The organism is Pseudomonas baltica, from assembly GCF_014235765.1.
Taxonomy (GTDB): Bacteria; Pseudomonadota; Gammaproteobacteria; order Pseudomonadales; family Pseudomonadaceae; genus Aquipseudomonas; species Aquipseudomonas baltica.
In genome coordinates this window covers 60,951-75,126 of record NZ_JACMYH010000010.1, presented here as the reverse complement: position 1 = coordinate 75,126, position 14,176 = coordinate 60,951, and the positions used below count along the sequence as shown (strand labels likewise).

At 57.8% G+C, this 14,176-nt stretch carries 10 protein-coding genes and 4 tRNA genes; all 14 read left to right on the top strand.

Going from position 1 to position 14,176, the window contains the following annotated elements:
- Nucleotides 1–87: 87 nt before the first annotated feature.
- The 14 genes from birA (at nucleotide 88) to rpoC (ending at nucleotide 14,005) form a co-directional block, all read left to right on the top strand.
- Nucleotides 88–1,077: a bifunctional biotin--[acetyl-CoA-carboxylase] ligase/biotin operon repressor BirA gene (gene birA / locus H7993_RS20230; protein WP_185795444.1), complete on the top strand. Its 990-nt coding sequence runs from the start codon at nucleotides 88–90 to the stop codon at nucleotides 1,075–1,077.
- 2 nt (nucleotides 1,078–1,079) lie between these two features.
- Nucleotides 1,080–1,244, top strand: coding sequence for a hypothetical protein (locus H7993_RS20225; RefSeq protein ID WP_185795443.1), 165 nt, complete (start codon nucleotides 1,080–1,082; stop codon nucleotides 1,242–1,244).
- 290 nt (nucleotides 1,245–1,534) lie between these two features.
- Nucleotides 1,535–1,619, top strand: a tRNA-Tyr gene (locus tag H7993_RS20220).
- 24 nt (nucleotides 1,620–1,643) lie between these two features.
- Nucleotides 1,644–1,717: transfer RNA gene (locus H7993_RS20215), tRNA-Gly, on the top strand.
- 26 nt (nucleotides 1,718–1,743) lie between these two features.
- A tRNA-Thr gene (locus H7993_RS20210) sits at nucleotides 1,744–1,819 on the top strand.
- A 209-nt stretch (nucleotides 1,820–2,028) separates the two neighbouring features.
- Nucleotides 2,029–2,104: transfer RNA gene (locus tag H7993_RS20205), tRNA-Trp, on the top strand.
- 45 nt (nucleotides 2,105–2,149) lie between these two features.
- Nucleotides 2,150–2,518, top strand: coding sequence for a preprotein translocase subunit SecE (gene secE / locus H7993_RS20200; RefSeq protein ID WP_122475668.1), 369 nt, complete (start codon nucleotides 2,150–2,152; stop codon nucleotides 2,516–2,518).
- 9 nt (nucleotides 2,519–2,527) lie between these two features.
- Nucleotides 2,528–3,061 (top strand): transcription termination/antitermination protein NusG, encoded by a 534-nt coding sequence (nusG, locus tag H7993_RS20195; RefSeq protein ID WP_010443972.1) that lies wholly within the window; start codon nucleotides 2,528–2,530, stop codon nucleotides 3,059–3,061.
- A gap of 115 nt (nucleotides 3,062–3,176) precedes the next feature.
- Nucleotides 3,177–3,608, top strand: coding sequence for a 50S ribosomal protein L11 (gene rplK / locus H7993_RS20190; RefSeq protein ID WP_043192510.1), 432 nt, complete (start codon nucleotides 3,177–3,179; stop codon nucleotides 3,606–3,608).
- Nucleotides 3,608–4,303 carry a 50S ribosomal protein L1 gene (gene rplA, locus H7993_RS20185; RefSeq protein ID WP_043192511.1) on the top strand — a complete coding sequence of 232 codons (696 nt, stop codon included), beginning with the start codon at nucleotides 3,608–3,610 and terminating at the stop codon, nucleotides 4,301–4,303. Before rplK ends, rplA begins: the two co-directional genes overlap by 1 nt.
- Before the next feature lie 203 nt (nucleotides 4,304–4,506).
- The gene (gene rplJ / locus H7993_RS20180; RefSeq protein ID WP_122475664.1) at nucleotides 4,507–5,007 is read left to right on the top strand and encodes a 50S ribosomal protein L10; all 501 of its coding nucleotides are present in this window, start codon (nucleotides 4,507–4,509) and stop codon (nucleotides 5,005–5,007) included.
- 78 nt (nucleotides 5,008–5,085) lie between these two features.
- Nucleotides 5,086–5,451 carry a 50S ribosomal protein L7/L12 gene (rplL, locus tag H7993_RS20175; protein ID WP_122475662.1) on the top strand — a complete coding sequence of 122 codons (366 nt, stop codon included), beginning with the start codon at nucleotides 5,086–5,088 and terminating at the stop codon, nucleotides 5,449–5,451.
- A gap of 216 nt (nucleotides 5,452–5,667) precedes the next feature.
- Complete coding sequence (gene rpoB / locus H7993_RS20170) at nucleotides 5,668–9,741, top strand: DNA-directed RNA polymerase subunit beta (RefSeq protein ID WP_185795442.1); 4,074 nt, start codon at nucleotides 5,668–5,670, stop codon at nucleotides 9,739–9,741.
- 64 nt (nucleotides 9,742–9,805) lie between these two features.
- Nucleotides 9,806–14,005: a DNA-directed RNA polymerase subunit beta' gene (gene rpoC, locus H7993_RS20165; protein ID WP_122475658.1), complete on the top strand. Its 4,200-nt coding sequence runs from the start codon at nucleotides 9,806–9,808 to the stop codon at nucleotides 14,003–14,005.
- The last annotated feature ends 171 nt before the right edge of the window (nucleotides 14,006–14,176 follow it).

Genomic DNA, 14,176 nt, shown 5'->3' with positions numbered 1-14,176 from the left:
AAGCAGGTAGGGGTTTTGTCTTTTTAGCGTTTCAAATCAGTGTCCGCCATCGCTATCATTGCGCCCTACCGAGACGCCGAGTTCGCTATGTCACCATTGCTGGATCTACTTAAAGACGGTCATTTTCACTCTGGCGAAGCGCTGGGCGAGGCTCTGGGGGTCAGCCGCAGTGCTGTGTGGAAGCAGCTGCAGCAGCTGCAAGCCGAACTGGGCATCGATGTGCACAAAGTGCGCGGCAAAGGCTATCGCCTTGCCGATCCTGTTTCTGCGCTCTCCAGCGAGACACTTGCGGCAAGCGCTCCAGCGGGCTGGGAGCTGCGTGTCATGCACAGCGTCGACTCCACCAATGCCGAAGCATTGCGTGCCGTCGCTGACGGGAGCCAGATGCCGCTCTTGATCGTTGCAGAGCAGCAGACAGCGGGACGGGGCCGGCGGGGTAGGCCTTGGGTAAGTCCCTATGCGCAAAATCTCTACTACAGCCTGGCGCTGCGTATCGAAGGGGGTATGGCTCGCCTGGAAGGCTTGAGCCTTGTGGTGGGGCTTGCCGTGGTCCGAGCGCTGCATGCGCAAGGTGTAGGCGAGGCAAGGCTCAAGTGGCCTAACGACATTCTGGTGGGAGACAAGAAGCTCGCAGGGATACTGCTGGAGCTGGTTGGCGATCCCAGTGATGTATGTCATGTCGTCATCGGTATTGGTATCAATGTGAATATGAGGCAGAACACGGCAGTGGATCGGCCTTGGACTTCCGTACGCCTGCAGCGGATGAGCCTTGTCGATCGCAATGACTTGGTTGCCGAACTCAACGTGCAGCTTCAGAGTCACCTGGAGCGTCACGCACTGTCCGGGTTCGAGCAGTTGCGGGAGGAGTGGGAGGAGTTGCATGCTTGGCAGGGCAGGGCTGTCGTCCTCAGTGCCGGGTTGAAGGCCATTGAAGGCCGGGTGTTGGGAATAGATGGCCAAGGTGGCCTGCGGCTTTCTGTAGGTGGCATCGAACAGGTGTTCAGTGGCGGAGAGCTCAGTCTGCGCCTTGTAGGAGACAGCGGGCCTTCCGCAGCTTCCGATCCGAGGGAGGAGTGACGATGCGTTGGCTTGTACTACTGCTGTTGGTCCTCAACGTGTTCTATGCCGGGTGGCACCACCAGGAGCTTCCCGTGCGGCCCAAAGAGTTGGCGCCCCTATCTACCTACAAGGGTGAGAGGCACCACATCCAGCTGCTGAACGAAAAGCCTGAAACCCAGCGCTGAGCATTCTCATGGGGCGCGCTCGGCACGTTTGTCCCGCCAGTGCGGTGAGCGATCCTCCTCGGGTGAGTGGGTGTATGTTCGGCCTCAATGAATTCAATGACTTAAAACATAAAATAATCTGATCTGGGGTATTGCCAGGCCCTGATGGTTTGCATAGAATGGCGCCCGCTTCACAGCGATGGTGCGAAAGCCCAGCACTGTGAAACAGCTGTCGATGTAGCTAACCTCAAGATTTTAATGAGAAAAAGCTTGACAGTGAGGTGGCATAGCGTAAAATGCCGCCACGTTAAGGAGGGGTTCCCGAGCGGCCAAAGGGATCAGACTGTAAATCTGACGTCTACGACTTCGAAGGTTCGAATCCTTCTCCCTCCACCATTTTTAGCGTGAGCTGCAGGCTCCGCGGGTATAGTTTAGTGGTAGAACCTCAGCCTTCCAAGCTGATGATGCGGGTTCGATTCCCGCTACCCGCTCCAAGTTTGCTGTTTGTGCATGGTTTCAAGCTCTTGTAGCTCAGTTGGTAGAGCACACCCTTGGTAAGGGTGAGGTCAGCGGTTCAAATCCGCTCAAGAGCTCCATTTTTGCAAGGCAGATATGAAAATATCTGCCTTTGTTTTAATGGTAGATGTGTGTCGCTCCTGTGGGTGTTGCGCATCTCTGCTGTTGGCATCTTGGGTTGTGAGGTCTGTGCCAGGGGTGATTGATGTGTCCTTGTGCAACATGGCAGTCCAATCAGGTGTTGAAATAGCTTTCCCGGGTCGGCATAATGTTCGGCCTGATTTGTTTTAGGTCAGTAGCTCAATTGGCAGAGCGACGGTCTCCAAAACCGTAGGTTGGGGGTTCGATTCCCTCCTGACCTGCCAGATTCACTTGGTGTGTCTGGCTTTCTTTTCACAGGATCCTCCTAGATGACTCCCAAGGCTGAAGCCCCAGAATCTCGTTTCGATCTGCTGAAGTGGCTCGTTGTTATCGCTTTGGTTGTGGTTGGCGTGGTTGGTAATCAGTACTACTCCGCGTCGCCGATCCTGTACCGGGTGCTTGCGCTTCTCGCTATTGCCGCTGTGGCCGCCTATGTGGCGCTGCAGACTGCCAAAGGCAAGTCGTTCTTCATCCTGGCTAAGGAAGCACGCACCGAAATACGTAAAGTCGTTTGGCCGACTCGCCAAGAGACCACACAGACCACGCTGATCGTAGTAGCGGTCGTTCTGGTCATGGCGTTGCTGTTGTGGGGGCTCGATTCCCTGCTCGGCTGGCTTGTTTCCTTGATTGTTGGCTAAGGGTGTCCCGTGGCTAAGCGTTGGTACGTTGTGCATGCTTACTCGGGTTACGAGAAGCATGTTATGCGCTCTTTGATCGAGCGTGTAAAGCTGGCTGGTATGGAAGACGGTTTTGGCGAAATTCTCGTCCCCACTGAAGAAGTGGTCGAGATGCGAAATGGCCAAAAGCGTAAAAGCGAACGCAAGTTCTTTCCAGGCTATGTGCTGGTGCAGATGGACATGAACGAAGGTACTTGGCACTTGGTCAAGGACACGCCTCGGGTCATGGGTTTCATCGGCGGCACGGCAGACAAGCCTGCTCCGATTACCGACAAGGAAGCTGAAGCTATCCTGCGTCGCGTCGCTGACGGTAGCGACAAGCCCAAGCCAAAGACGCTGTTCGAGCCGGGCGAAGTCGTTCGTGTGACCGATGGTCCTTTCGCGGATTTCAACGGCACCGTCGAAGAAGTCAATTACGAAAAGAGCCGGATCCAGGTCGCGGTGCTCATTTTCGGTCGCTCTACTCCGGTAGAGCTCGAGTTCAGTCAGGTCGAAAAGGTCTGATTGGAAACGGATCCCATACCCCGCAGGCGTAAGCTGCGGGGTTTTGTCGTCACTGGGATAAAACGCAAGCAACTGGGGAGCCGAAAGGCGCTCGTACCCAATAGTGGAGTAGCTCATGGCTAAGAAAATCACGGCTTACATCAAGCTGCAAGTAAAGGCCGGCCAGGCCAACCCTAGCCCGCCCGTCGGCCCGGCTCTGGGCCAGCATGGCGTGAACATCATGGAATTCTGCAAGGCCTTCAACGCCCGTACCCAGGGCCAAGAAGCCGGCTTGCCGACTCCTGTAATCATCACTGTCTACAGTGACCGCAGCTTCACCTTCGAGACCAAAAGCACCCCTGCTTCGGTACTGCTGAAGAAAGCAGCCGGCCTGACCAGCGGCTCGGCTCGTCCGAACACCGTTAAAGTCGGTACCGTGACTCGCGCTCAGCTCGAAGACATCGCAAAAGCCAAGAATGCGGACCTGACTGCCGCTGACATGGAAGCAGCCGTGCGTACCATCGCCGGTTCTGCTCGCTCCATGGGCCTCAACGTGGAGGGTGTGTAATGGCTAAGCTGACCAAGCGCCAAAAAGCTATTGCTTCCAAGATCGAAGCAGGCAAGTTGTACAACTTCGAAGACGCAGCTGCGCTGCTGACCGAACTGTCCACCGTCAAGTTCAGCGAGTCCGTTGACGTGGCCGTGAACCTGGGCGTTGACCCACGTAAATCCGACCAGGTCGTACGTAGCGCTACTGTGCTGCCGCACGGCACTGGCAAGACCGTACGGGTTGCCGTGTTCACCCAGGGTCCAGCTGCCGAAGCCGCTCTGGCTGCCGGCGCAGACCGCGTAGGCATGGACGACCTGGCTGCCGAAATGAAAGGCGGCGACCTGAACTATGACGTCGTCATCGCATCCCCGGATGCCATGCGCGTTGTTGGTCAATTGGGTCAGATCCTCGGTCCACGTGGCCTGATGCCTAACCCGAAAGTCGGTACCGTGACGCCAGACGTCGCCAACGCCGTCAAGAATGCCAAGGCTGGTCAGGTTCGCTACCGCACCGACAAGAACGGCATCATCCACACTTCCGTTGGCAAGGTCGGTTTCGACGCCGTCAAGCTGAAGGAAAACGTTGAAGCCCTGATCGCTGATCTGAAGCGCATCAAGCCGGCTTCCTCGAAAGGCATCTACGTCAAGCGCGTCACCCTGAGCACCACCATGGGCCCAGGTCTGGTCATCGACCAAGGCTCGCTGGACGCGTAAGACTTTGCTGGTGGCGCGGGTGACCGTGCCATTGGCTGAAAAATTGGGGTCCCTGCCTGGCGGGGGCTATCCAAGACCGTAGGCGGCGCAAGCCTTAAACCTCAAGCCTACGCAGATGGTGCTCCCGGTTCCTTACCGAATCAGACACCAAAACGACATCCGGCTTCGGCCAGATGAAACGGTAACAAGCAGGAGTTAAACCCGTGGCAATTAATCTCGAAGACAAGAAGGCCATCGTCGCTGAAGTCAACGAGGCTGCCAAAGCTGCTCTGTCCGCTGTCGTGGCTGATGCCCGTGGTGTGACAGTAGGCGCTATGACCGGACTCCGTAAAGAGGCTCGTGAAGCTGGCGTATACGTACGTGTCGTACGTAACACCCTGCTCAAGCGCGCTGTTGCCGACACTGAATACAGTGTCCTCAACGACGTGTTCACCGGCCCGACCCTGATCGCATTCTCTACCGAACACCCGGGTGCTGCTGCTCGCTTGTTCAAGGAATTCGCCAAGGGTCAGGACAAGTTCGAGATCAAGGCAGCTGCGTTCGAGGGCAAGTTCCTCGCAGCTAACCAAATCGACGTACTGGCAACACTGCCGACCCGTAACGAAGCCATTTCGCAGCTGATGAGCGTGATTCAAGGCGCTACCAGCAAGCTGGCTCGTACTCTGGCCGCAGTTCGCGAGCAAAAAGAAGCTGCTGCAGCCTGAGGCTGAGCATTTTCTCTCGCGCTTTTTTGTTTATTTCGATGGCCGTGTAGGCCGTCCCCCAATTCAGGAAATACAGCAATGTCTATCTCCCAAGACGATATCCTCAACGCCGTAGCTGAAATGTCGGTTCTGCAGGTTGTTGAGCTGATCAAAGCTTTCGAAGAAAAATTCGGCGTTTCCGCTGCCGCTGCTTCTGCTGGCCCAGCTGCTGCTGCAGTTGTTGCTGAAGAGCAAACCGAATTCAACGTCATGCTGCTGGAAGCTGGCGAGAAGAAAGTAAACGTGATCAAGGCAGTTCGTGAACTGACCGGTCTGGGCCTGAAAGAAGCCAAGGCTGTAGTTGACGGCGCTCCTGCCATGGTTCTGGAAGCTGTTGCCAAAGACGCAGCCGACAAAGCCAAAGCAACGCTGGAAGAAGCAGGCGCCAAAGTCGAGCTGAAGTAAGCATCGACCTTGCGTCTCCAGCCCGAGCGTCAAGCGAAAGGCTGATGGCTGGTGGCTCATGCCACCGGCCTTTTTCCGTTACTGGCAGTCGATCAGGTCGACGCCGGCAACGCGCTGTAACCACCCAAGGGTGGCGCAAACCACGGGGTTTGCACGATTTTCTGGCTGCTCCCGTCGGGAGAAGCCACAAGCAGGTGACCAAGCTGGGGAACGCTGATGGCTTACTCATATACTGAGAAAAAACGTATCCGCAAGGACTTTAGCAAGTTGCCGGACGTCATGGACGTACCGTACCTCTTGGCTATCCAGCTGGATTCGTATCGCGAATTCTTGCAGGCGGGCGCGACCAAGGACCAGTTCCGTGATGTCGGTCTGCATGCGGCCTTCAAATCCGTTTTCCCGATCATCAGCTACTCCGGCAACGCTGCTCTGGAGTACGTTGGTTATCGTCTGGGCGAACCGGCCTTTGACGTCAAAGAGTGCGTACTGCGTGGCGTGACCTACGCTGTGCCGCTGCGCGTGAAAGTGCGCCTGATCATTTTCGACAAAGAATCGTCGAACAAAGCGATCAAGGACATCAAGGAGCAGGAAGTCTACATGGGGGAAATCCCCCTGATGACCGAGAACGGTACCTTCGTAATCAACGGTACCGAGCGCGTCATCGTTTCCCAGCTGCACCGTTCGCCGGGTGTGTTCTTCGACCACGACCGTGGCAAGACGCACAGCTCGGGCAAGCTGCTCTATTCGGCCCGTATCATTCCTTACCGTGGCTCCTGGCTGGACTTCGAGTTCGATCCGAAAGACTGTGTATTCGTCCGGATCGACCGTCGTCGCAAGCTGCCTGCCTCGGTACTGCTGCGCGCTCTGGGCTACAGCACCGAGCAAGTCCTCGATGCGTTCTACACCACCAACGTATTCCACGTGCAGGGCGAAGTGCTCAGCCTGGAACTGGTGCCCCAGCGCCTGCGCGGTGAAATTGCCGTTCTCGATATCCTCGATGAGAAAGGCAAGGTGATTGTCGAGCAAGGCCGCCGCATCACGGCTCGACACATCAACCAGATCGAAAAAGCCAACATCAAGCAGTTGGAAGTGCCGCTGGACTACGTTCTGGGTCGCACCACGGCCAAGGCCATCGTGCACCCGGCGACTGGCGAGATCCTGTGCGAGTGCAACACCGAACTGACCACCGACCTGCTGCTCAAGATCGCCAAGGCGCAGGTCGTTCGCATCGAGACGTTGTATACCAACGATATCGACTGTGGTCCGTTCATCTCCGACACCTTGAAGATCGACTCTACCGGCAATCAGCTTGAAGCGCTGGTGGAAATCTACCGCATGATGCGTCCAGGCGAGCCTCCAACCAAGGATGCCGCCGAGACCCTGTTCAACAACCTGTTCTTCAGCCCCGAGCGCTACGACCTGTCTGCGGTCGGCCGGATGAAGTTCAACCGTCGTATCGGTCGTACCGAGATCGAAGGTTCGGGTGTTCTGAGCAAGGAAGACATCGTTGCCGTATTGAAGACCCTGGTCGACATCCGCAACGGCAAGGGCATCGTCGACGACATCGACCACCTGGGTAACCGTCGTGTTCGCTGCGTCGGCGAGATGGCCGAGAACCAGTTCCGTGTAGGCCTGGTACGCGTCGAGCGTGCGGTCAAGGAACGCCTGTCGATGGCCGAAAGCGAAGGCTTGATGCCGCAGGACCTGATCAACGCCAAGCCTGTTGCTGCCGCGGTGAAAGAGTTCTTCGGTTCCAGCCAGCTGTCGCAGTTCATGGACCAGAACAACCCGCTGTCCGAGATCACCCACAAGCGTCGTGTCTCTGCACTCGGCCCTGGTGGTTTGACTCGCGAGCGTGCCGGCTTCGAAGTGCGCGACGTTCACCCGACGCACTACGGTCGCGTGTGCCCGATCGAAACGCCGGAAGGTCCGAACATCGGCTTGATCAACTCCCTGGCGGCCTATGCGCGCACCAACCAGTACGGCTTCCTGGAAAGCCCGTACCGTGTGGTGAAGGACGCTCTGGTCACCGACGAGATCGTGTTCCTGTCCGCCATCGAAGAGGCCGATCACGTGATCGCTCAGGCTTCGGCCACGATGAACGACAAGAAGGTTCTGATCGACGAGCTGGTGGCCGTACGTCACTTGAACGAATTCACCGTCAAGGCGCCGGAAGACGTCACCTTGATGGACGTTTCGCCCAAGCAGGTCGTCTCGGTTGCCGCATCGCTGATTCCGTTCCTCGAGCACGACGACGCCAACCGTGCGTTGATGGGCTCGAACATGCAGCGTCAGGCTGTACCGACCCTGCGTGCCGACAAGCCGCTGGTAGGTACCGGCATGGAGCGCAACGTTGCCCGTGACTCCGGCGTCTGCGTCGTGGCTCGTCGCGGTGGCGTGATCGACTCCGTCGATGCCAGCCGTATCGTGGTCCGGGTTGCCGATGACGAAGTCGAGACTGGCGAAGCCGGTGTCGACATCTACAACCTGACCAAGTACACCCGCTCGAACCAGAACACCTGCATCAACCAGCGTCCGCTGGTGAACAAGGGTGACGTGGTTCAGCGCAGCGACATCATGGCCGACGGTCCATCCACCGACATGGGTGAACTGGCGCTGGGTCAGAACATGCGCATCGCGTTCATGGCGTGGAACGGCTTCAACTTCGAAGACTCCATCTGCCTGTCCGAGCGTGTGGTTCAGGAAGATCGCTTCACCACGATCCACATCCAGGAACTGACCTGTGTGGCCCGTGACACCAAGCTTGGCCCAGAGGAAATCACTGCCGACATTCCGAACGTGGGCGAAGCGGCGCTGAACAAGCTGGACGAAGCCGGTATCGTTTACGTAGGTGCCGAAGTCGGCGCCGGCGACATCCTGGTCGGCAAGGTCACTCCGAAAGGCGAGACCCAACTGACTCCGGAAGAAAAACTGCTGCGTGCGATCTTCGGCGAGAAGGCCAGCGACGTTAAGGACACCTCCCTGCGCGTGCCTACCGGCACCAAGGGTACCGTCATCGACGTACAGGTCTTCACCCGTGACGGCGTCGAGCGTGATGCTCGTGCACTGTCGATCGAGAAGAGCCAGCTGGACGAAATCCGCAAGGACCTGAACGAAGAGTTCCGCATCGTCGAAGGCGCGACCTTCGAACGTCTGCGCTCGGCCCTGATGGGGCAGATGGTCGAAGGCGGCGCTGGCCTGAAGAAAGGTACCGAGGTCACCCACGAGGTCCTCGACGGCCTGGAACACGGTCAGTGGTTCAAGCTGCGCATGGCCGAAGACGCGCTCAACGAGCAGCTCGAGAAGGCTCAGGCCTATATCGTCGATCGCCGCCGTCTGCTGGACGACAAGTTCGAAGACAAGAAGCGCAAGCTGCAGCAAGGCGATGACCTGGCTCCAGGCGTGCTGAAGATCGTCAAGGTCTACCTGGCCATCCGCCGTCGCATCCAGCCGGGTGACAAGATGGCCGGTCGTCACGGTAACAAAGGTGTGGTCTCGGTGATCATGCCTGTCGAGGACATGCCGCACGACGCCAACGGTACGCCGGTGGACGTGGTACTCAACCCACTGGGTGTACCATCGCGCATGAACGTTGGTCAGATTCTCGAAACCCACCTGGGCCTCGCGGCCAAGGGCCTGGGCGAGAAGATCAACACCATGCTCGAAGAGCAGCGTAAGGTAGCTGATCTGCGCAAGTTCCTGACCGAGATCTACAACGAGATCGGTGGCCGTCAAGAGCAGCTGGAAACCTTCTCCGACCAGGAAATCCTGGACCTGGCGAAGAACCTCAAGGGCGGCGTTCCAATGGCCACCCCGGTGTTCGACGGTGCCAAGGAAAGCGAAATCAAGGCCATGCTGAAACTGGCCGACATGCCGGAAAGCGGCCAGATGCAGCTGTTCGATGGTCGTACCGGCAACAAGTTCGAGCGTCCGGTCACCGTTGGCTACATGTACATGCTGAAGCTGAACCACTTGGTGGACGACAAGATGCACGCGCGTTCCACTGGTTCCTACAGCCTGGTTACCCAGCAGCCGCTGGGTGGCAAGGCGCAGTTCGGTGGTCAGCGTTTCGGGGAGATGGAAGTGTGGGCGCTGGAAGCATACGGCGCGGCATACACCCTGCAAGAAATGCTCACAGTGAAGTCGGACGATGTGAACGGCCGTACCAAGATGTACAAGAACATCGTGGACGGCGATCACCGTATGGAGCCGGGCATGCCCGAGTCCTTCAACGTGCTGATCAAAGAGATTCGTTCTCTGGGTATCGACATCGATCTGGAAACCGAATAACACGTGACGCGAATCGGGAGTGGGCGGCTACCGTCCACTCCCTGCTCCGCCAGGAGGAAAGGCCTTGAAAGACCTACTGAATTTGCTGAAAAACCAGGGTCAAGTCGAAGAGTTCGATGCGATCCGTATCGGCCTCGCGTCGCCTGAAATGATCCGTTCGTGGTCCTTCGGTGAAGTTAAAAAGCCGGAAACCATCAACTACCGTACGTTCAAGCCCGAGCGTGACGGCTTGTTCTGCGCCAAGATCTTTGGCCCGGTCAAGGACTACGAGTGCCTGTGCGGCAAGTACAAGCGCTTGAAGCACCGTGGCGTGATCTGCGAGAAGTGCGGCGTCGAAGTTGCACTGGCCAAGGTTCGCCGCGAGCGCATGGCTCACATCGAACTGGCTTCGCCAGTCGCCCACATCTGGTTCCTGAAGTCGCTGCCGTCCCGTATCGGCCTGCTGATGGACATGACCCTGCGTGATATCGAGCGCGTTCTCTACTTCGAGAGCTATGTCGTTATCGACCCGGGCATGACCACCCTTGAAAAGGGTCAGCTGCTGAACGACGAGCAGTACTTCGAAGCACTCGAAGAGTTCGGCGACGATTTCGATGCCCGCATGGGTGCCGAAGCCGTTCGTGAGCTGCTGCACGCCATTGACCTGGAACACGAGATTGGCCGCCTGCGCGAAGAGATTCCGCAGACCAACTCGGAAACCAAGATCAAGAAGCTGTCCAAGCGCCTGAAGTTGATGGAGGCCTTCCAGGGCTCCGGCAACCTGCCTGAGTGGATGGTGTTGACCGTTCTGCCGGTTCTGCCGCCAGACCTGCGTCCACTGGTTCCGCTGGATGGCGGTCGCTTTGCGACTTCCGACCTCAACGATCTGTATCGTCGAGTGATCAACCGCAACAACCGTTTGAAGCGCCTGCTGGATCTGTCGGCTCCCGACATCATCGTGCGCAACGAAAAGCGCATGCTGCAGGAAGCTGTGGATGCACTGCTCGACAACGGTCGCCGCGGTCGTGCCATTACCGGTTCGAACAAGCGTCCCCTGAAGTCCCTGGCTGACATGATCAAGGGTAAGCAGGGTCGTTTCCGTCAGAACTTGCTCGGCAAGCGCGTCGACTACTCGGGTCGTTCGGTTATTACCGTGGGCCCGACCCTGCGCCTGCACCAGTGTGGTCTTCCGAAGAAGATGGCTTTGGAACTGTTCAAGCCGTTCATTTTCGGCAAGCTGGAAATGCGTGGTCTGGCGACCACCATCAAGGCCGCCAAGAAGATGGTCGAGCGCGAGCTGCCGGAAGTATGGGACGTTCTTGCCGAAGTGATTCGCGAACACCCCGTGCTGCTCAACCGTGCACCGACCCTTCACCGTCTGGGTATCCAGGCGTTTGAACCGGTACTGATCGAAGGCAAGGCTATCCAGCTGCACCCTCTGGTCTGTGCTGCGTACAACGCCGACTTCGACGGCGACCAGATGGCGGTCCACGTACCGTTGACCCTGGAAGCCCAGCTCGAAGCCCGTGCGCTGATGATGTCGACCAACAACATCCTGTCGCCAGCCAACGGTGAGCCAATCATCGTTCCGTCGCAGGACGTTGTATTGGGTCTGTACTACATGACGCGTGAAGCGATCAACGCCAAAGGCGAAGGTCGTGTGTTCGCGGATCTGCAGGAAGTTGACCGTGTGTTCCGTGCCGGCGAAGCCGCACTGCACGCCAAGGTCAAAGTGCGTATCCACGAAACCGTCAACGACCGTGACGGCGGCAGCGTGAGCAACGTTCGTATTGTCGACACCACTGTCGGCCGTGCCTTGTTGTACCAGGTTGTGCCAAAAGGTCTGTCGTACGATGTCGTCAACCTGCCGATGAAGAAGAAGGCGATCTCTAAGCTGATCAACCAGTGCTACCGCGTGGTTGGTTTGAAAGAGACCGTGATTTTCGCTGACCAGTTGATGTACACCGGTTTTGCCTACTCGACCATTTCCGGCGTTTCCATCGGTGTTAACGACTTCGTTATCCCGGATGAGAAAGCTCGCATCATCGGTACCGCGACCGACGAAGTGAAAGAGATCGAGAGCCAGTATGCTTCCGGCCTGGTAACCCAGGGCGAGAAGTACAACAAGGTGATCGACCTTTGGTCCAAGGCCAACGACGAAGTGTCCAAGGCAATGATGTCGAACCTCTCGAAAGAGAAGGTCATCGATCGTCATGGCAACGAAGTGGACCAGGAATCGTTCAACTCGATGTACATGATGGCTGACTCCGGTGCACGGGGTTCGGCTGCTCAGATTCGCCAGCTGGCCGGTATGCGTGGCCTGATGGCCAAGCCGGACGGCTCGATCATCGAGACGCCGATCACCGCGAACTTCCGTGAAGGCTTGAGCGTACTTCAGTACTTCATCTCGACTCACGGTGCTCGTAAGGGTCTGGCGGATACCGCGTTGAAGACAGCTAACTCCGGTTATCTGACTCGCCGTCTGGTTGACGTTGCACAGGATCTGGTCGTTACCGAAGTCGACTGCGGTACCGAGCACGGTCTGCTGATGACGCCGCACATCGAAGGCGGTGACGTCGTCGAGCCGCTGGGCGAGCGCGTTCTGGGTCGAGTGATCGCCCGCGACGTGTTCAAGCCTGGCACCGACGAGGTGATCGTTCCGGGCGGTACGCTGGTGGACGAAAAGTGGGTTGAATTCATCGAGCTCAACAGCATCGACGAAGTCATCGTGCGTTCGCCGATCAGCTGCGAAACCCGTTACGGTATCTGCGCCAAGTGCTACGGCCGTGATCTGGCTCGCGGTCACCAGGTGAACATCGGTGAAGCGGTCGGCGTTATCGCCGCCCAGTCCATCGGTGAGCCGGGTACCCAGCTGACCATGCGTACGTTCCACATCGGTGGTGCGGCAAGCCGGACCTCGGCTGCCGACAGCGTCCAGGTGAAGAACGGCGGTACTGTCCGCCTGCATAACCTGAAGCACGTCGAGCGTCTGGACGGCAACCTGGTTGCAGTATCGCGTTCGGGTGAGTTGGCGATTGCCGACGAGTTCGGTCGTGAGCGCGAACGTTACAAGCTGCCATACGGTGCAGTGATTTCGGTGAAGGAAGGCGACAAGGTCGACGCTGGCGCTATCGTGGCCAAGTGGGACCCGCACACTCACCCAATCGTCACCGAGATGAAAGGTACCGTGACCTACGTGGGCATGGAAGAAGGCATCACGATCAAGCGTCAAACAGACGAATTGACCGGCCTGACCAACATCGAAGTGCTCGATGCCAAGGACCGTCCAGCTGCGGGCAAGGAAATTCGTCCGGCAGTGAAGATGGTTGGCGTCGATGGCAAGGATCTGCTGTTGCCAGGTACCGACGTACCGGCCCAGTACTTCCTGCCAGCCAATGCCCTAGTCGGCGTGGCGGATGGTGCGCAAGTGGGTGTGGGTGACGTTATCGCCCGTATTCCACAGGAAACTTCGAAGACTCGCGACATCACCGGTGGTCTGCCGCGTGTTGCCGACTTGTTCGAAGCGCGTCGTCCGAAGGAAGCTTCGATCCTGGCGGAAGTCAGCGGCACCATCGCTTTCGGCAAGGAAACCAAAGGCAAGCGCCGCTTGGTTATCACGCCGAACGACGGCACCGATCCGTATGAAGAGCTGATTCCGAAGTGGCGTCACCTGAACGTCTTCGAAGGCGAACAAGTGAACCGCGGCGAAGTTATCTCGGACGGTCCGAGTGACCCGCATGACATCCTGCGCTTGCTGGGTGTGAGTGCGCTGGCCAAGTACATCGTCAACGAGATTCAGGACGTGTACCGTCTGCAGGGCGTGAAGATCAACGACAAGCACATCGAGACGATTCTGCGTCAGATGCTGCGCAAGGTCGAAATCTCCGAGTCCGGCGACAGCAGCTTCATCAAGGGCGACCAGATGGAACTGACCCACGTACTGGGTGAAAACGAGCGTCTGAGTGCGGACGAGAAATTCGTTTCGAAATTCACTCGCGTGCTGCTGGGTATTACCAAGGCGTCGCTGTCCACCGAATCGTTCATCTCGGCGGCTTCCTTCCAGGAAACCACTCGAGTACTGACCGAAGCGGCAGTCACCGGCAAGCGCGATTACCTGCGCGGCCTGAAAGAGAACGTGGTCGTGGGTCGTCTGATCCCGGCTGGTACCGGTCTGGCGTATCACAGCGAGCGCAAGCGTCGCCGTGAACTCGACAAACCGACTCGCGTCAGCGCCAGTGAAGTGGAAGCTGCGTTGACCGAAGCGCTGAACTCAAGCGGTAATTGAGACCAGCGGTAGTGATGACGGGGCCCTGGTAGCCCCTGCCAACTCCGCAACGACACAAAATGTCGCAGCGGAGTTGGCAGGGGAGGCCGGGGCCTTGTCTTGACTGGGGACGAGATCCTCTTTAGACTCTTGTACCCCTAAATTTGGCGGGATTGATTCCTGCCATTTTTG

Coding starts and splice junctions, on each gene's coding strand:
- birA (WP_185795444.1), top strand. CDS start 88: ATGTCACCATTGCTGGATCTACTTAAAGACGGTCATTTTCACTCTGGC.
- H7993_RS20225 (WP_185795443.1), top strand. CDS start 1,080: ATGCGTTGGCTTGTACTACTGCTGTTGGTCCTCAACGTGTTCTATGCC.
- secE (WP_122475668.1), top strand. CDS start 2,150: ATGACTCCCAAGGCTGAAGCCCCAGAATCTCGTTTCGATCTGCTGAAG.
- rplK (WP_043192510.1), top strand. CDS start 3,177: ATGGCTAAGAAAATCACGGCTTACATCAAGCTGCAAGTAAAGGCCGGC.
- rplA (WP_043192511.1), top strand. CDS start 3,608: ATGGCTAAGCTGACCAAGCGCCAAAAAGCTATTGCTTCCAAGATCGAA.
- rplL (WP_122475662.1), top strand. CDS start 5,086: ATGTCTATCTCCCAAGACGATATCCTCAACGCCGTAGCTGAAATGTCG.
- rpoB (WP_185795442.1), top strand. CDS start 5,668: ATGGCTTACTCATATACTGAGAAAAAACGTATCCGCAAGGACTTTAGC.